We start from the raw sequence: 4,184 nt of genomic DNA on the forward strand, positions 1-4,184 counted from the left end.
CGACTCGTAGATCCTCGCGGCGGGCTTCGACTCCGAGTTCGTCGTGACCGCGCCCCACGTTCTGAAGGAACGCGTACCCACGGATCACGGTCGACGCAGTCCAGTCGGTTCCGAGGCCGCGCAGTAGCTGGAGTCTTGCCTGGGGCCGTCCGCGATCGCACTCGATTGGATTGTTCTCATATCGGGTGATGTCGTCGAAGGCAGGAAGTACTACAACTCGTCCAACAGCGCTCGCCAATTTGGCCTGGTCGATGCTTGACAGCAAGAACCGATCACACGCACAACGAGGGCCACCGGCCCGGGCCGGCGGGAAAGGTGGGTCAGTGGCAGTGTTGCGACGAAGGCGGGAGGTCCATCACAGGGCTCTCGTCGAAGAAGCCCGAGGGCTTGAGGGTGAAGCCCATGTTGGCCACCGGCATCACCGGCCAGTCCTCGAGGATCGGCAGATGGTTATGGCCCATCACGTACCACACCACGACGTCGGTATCGGTGACGGAACGGTCGGCCTCGGTCCACTCCGGGAGCCCGGCGCCACCCGGATGCTGGTTGGGATACTTCCCAGCCGGGTAGTTCTCCTCCGGGTCGTACGGCGTGACCCACAAATGCTTCCACATGTAGGCGGCCCGTTGACGGATTGATGACTCCTCGGTGGCGAACGGCAGGATGTTCTCGCCCGGTACGAGCTTGTAGCCGGTCGGGGCTCCTGTCTTGTTCTTGGCCTCGGAGCTGATGATCTTCCAGAAGCGACCGGCCAGAGGATCGATGATCCGCTGGGCCTCTTTCTCTGTTGCGAGTACCGTCTGCTCGCCGTAGAACGCATTGCCAAACGGGTTCTCCTCGGGCGGCGCCTGGCGGGTGTTGACCTCGACGACGGAGTTGTTGACACCGTCGATCTGAGTGTCGAGCCGGACGCAGAAGAAGTGCTGGTGGTTCGGACCGTAGAGCCCGTCGCCGAGGTCGGTTCCATACTTCGGCGGCGCCCCGTTGCTCAGCGCACCAGTGCTCAGGATGCCGGTCAACTTGATGTCCAGCTCGATCCGCCCGTCCTGGTAGAAGTACCAGTACAGCCCGTACTCGTAGTTGCCGACGGTCGCGACGAACGAGACGACGAGACGCCTGAGCCGCCGGACTTCGGTTTCATCGGTACGGAAATCGGTGTGCTTCCACGAGATGCCGACGTCCTCCTCGTGGATGCAGATGGCCTGAGGAATGGTCACGATCTCGCCGTCGCCATCGACGAAGTGGCCATCGAGATAACGGATCTCGCCGAGGCAGTCGCAGCCCAGTTTCAAGGAGTTGGCCAGCATGCCGAGCCCGTACTCCCCGACGTCGAATGCGTTCTTCCTGGCCTGGGTCGGACTGGGATCACCGTATGGCACGGTCATCTCGGCCAGCGACGCCCGGTAGAGGATGGGCCGGACACTGTCACCGTCGGTGTAGGTGACGGTGTTGAGGACCAGGCCTTCGCGGTGTGTCCAGTCGATGCGAAGGTCCCATTTCTGCCAGCGGATCCGATCACCGTCGACGGTGAAGCTCGGGCCATGAGACTGGACGATGTCCAACGGGTTGATGTCGGTGCGGGTGTTTGTCCGATATTTGGCCGCATAGTTGTTCATCGTCTGGGGAATGGGGATCACCCCATCGTCGTCGATCCTGAGCACCTTCATGTCGTTCAGGTCGATGATGACCATCACGCCGTCGACCGGGTGGGCGTAATGGTTGTCACCCTCTTCGGAACGCACCCAGACCAGGGCCCGGATGATGCGATTGCTGGTCTCGATCGGGTCCCCGTAATTGCCAGCCGACCACGGATCGATGGTGACGAGGTCGAGATTGGTGATGCCCCGCTTGGCCATGGCCTCGATGAAGCCGAGGTCGGTCCGGATCAACTCCTCGGACTCGAAGAACTCATTGAGGATTATCGCCGTCTTCACGTCGGCCAGCCGTTGGTGGCTCGTGACGGTGCCCGAAGCGAGCGAGACGGTCATCTCCACCGCGGCACCGTCGCTGTTGTCGAGCAGGATCACATCGGCCTGGCGGTCCCAAGCGGTCCCGGGAACGAACGAGAGAACCTCTGACTTCTCCGGCGCATGCAACGCCAACGAGGCGAAACGCATCCGCAGCCCGAAATGCTCGCTGCCCTTGATGATGGCCACTGCCGCCGCCATCTCCTCGGGCGTCAGCCGATCGAGGGGATGACCGCTCACACTGTGATCGGGCGCGTACGACGCCACGTTCTCGCTGGCAATAGTTGTCATTTCCGGTCCTTTCGTTGGCGGGCCCGTCAATCGGTCACCGCTGTGGAACTGTTCGACTCTGAGAGTTTTTTCTCTTCAACTCGGCTGGGACGCCGATTGACCTTGTGGTCCTCGTGGACATCGCCGGGGAGCAGGAAGGCCACGATCGATGCCAGCAGGGCGAAACCGATGACCCAGGCGGCTTTCTTGGCGAAGAACCCGTGGGCACCGAGGAAGGCGTAGTACAGCGCCACGATCGTGACGATGAAACCGAACACACCAATTCCCCAGCCGGCGTTGCCGAGGAGTCTGCGCTCGTTCTCGGGCCGAAGGATCCGGTTGGAAAGCAACAGCAGGTGGTAGGCGGCGTAGATCAGCAGCCACACATAGGCCCCGGCGTAGATCCAGTCGACCACGTCTGACGAGAAGAGCGCGGCCAGACCGGCCATAGAGGCAAAGAGTATGGTTGCTAGCACCGGGGTGTCGTATCGGGGATGCAACTTCGCGAACGGCTTTGACAGCGGCCCGAAGAAGTTGCCCTCACGGGCGATACCGAAGATCATCCGTGGGATGGCGGCGAAGGCGACGGTCATCGAGCCCAATGTGGCCATCACCGAGGCCAATGCCATCAGTCCACGACCGGCGCCACCGAACATGGCCTCACCCACGATGAGCTGAGGGCAACTCCCACCGCACTCGGCCCCTTCGGTAATCGTGATCTCGGCCCAGGTCACGCCCGGTTCGGGCTGGGTGCCCCCCACGCCGAGGCCCATCAGCAACGAGGTGCCGAGGATCACGAACAGACCAATGACGATCCCGACCACCATTTGGCGACGGGGATTGCGAACCTCCTCGGCCAGCGGGGCGACAAACTCGATACCGACGAAGGTCCAGAAGCCCAGCACGAGACCGGCGGCCAGCAGGCCGCCGCTGCCGAACCAGTCGAAGCTTCCGGGGCCGCCGGTGTCGAGGTTGGAGCTGGACCATGAGGTGGCATCAGAGAAGCCGAGGAAACCGGCCAGGCCGAAGAACCATCGGATACCGAGCATCCCGACCAGCAGGACTGCGCTGACCCAGGCGGCGGTTCGGATTCCAAAGATGTTGGGGATCACGGCCAGAATGGTCAGAGCCACGATGTACCAGTTGAGATTGGCGCTCTGGTTGAACAAGGCCTGCAACCCGAAACCACCGGCCGACGTCTCCCCCGCTCCGGCAAACACGAACATACCTACGAAGGTAAAGGCCAGGAAAATGCCGAGGAACTTACCGATGACGCCGCCGAATATCTCGTGGCCGTACTCGTAGAGCGCCCCGGCCTTTGGATACTCGGTAGCCAACTCGGCGACCGACAGTCCCAACAGCAGGTTCATGATGAAGGCCACGAAGATGGCCATCGCGAACGCCAGGCCCAAGGCGAAATAGCCCTGGAAGTCGCTCACCAGCGTCGTCGACGCCACGACCAGCGCCACCCCGGCGGCGAAGACCTGCCAAGTCCCTATCGACTTGGCTAATTCTCCATGGGCCGCAGCGTCGGCTGATGTTTGCTTTGTATCGGACATAAATATCCCCCCAGAGGTCTCGCTAGATACCCCGAGTTGGATCCCCTGATCAAGCCGGAGCGAAGCTGAGCTTCGGGCAGAAATATATTCTAAACTTGTCCGTCGTGCAAGAGTATTTTTTACAAAGCGTGGTAAGGCGCTGATCTGCCAAAACTGGTCAGTACCAGCGACACAAACAATGAACCGGCGCTCACGATGCCGCTGGTGTGGCACGATTGCATTGATCCATCGGACGGCGCGGGCAGCCGATAGCCGTGCCGGCTGTTCGGTCAGATCGAGGCGGTCAATTCGTCGAATGCTGCCGCGACTCGTAGATCCTCGCGGCGGGCTTCGACTCCGAGTTCGTCGTGACCGCGCCCCACGTTCTGAAGGAACGCGTACCCACGGA

2 protein-coding genes and 1 pseudogene are annotated in these 4,184 nt (G+C 61.7%); all 3 read right to left on the reverse strand.

From position 1 onward, the window contains the following. Positions 1-265 (reverse strand): annotated as a pseudogene (locus tag ACH2EI_RS20545) (hypothetical protein); the annotation flags it as partial. Positions 266-320: 55 nt separating this feature from the next. Continuing rightward, complete coding sequence (locus ACH2EI_RS20550; RefSeq protein ID WP_395161433.1) at positions 321-2,258, reverse strand: primary-amine oxidase; 1,938 nt, start codon at positions 2,256-2,258, stop codon at positions 321-323. A 26-nt stretch (positions 2,259-2,284) separates the two neighbouring features. Further along, entirely contained in the window at positions 2,285-4,009 is a 1,725-nt protein-coding gene (locus ACH2EI_RS20555) for an APC family permease (protein ID WP_395161435.1), read from the reverse strand. Positions 4,010-4,184: the final 175 nt, after the last annotated feature.

Source organism: Ilumatobacter sp. (genome assembly GCF_041688325.1).
GTDB lineage: Bacteria > Actinomycetota > Acidimicrobiia > Acidimicrobiales > Ilumatobacteraceae > Ilumatobacter_A.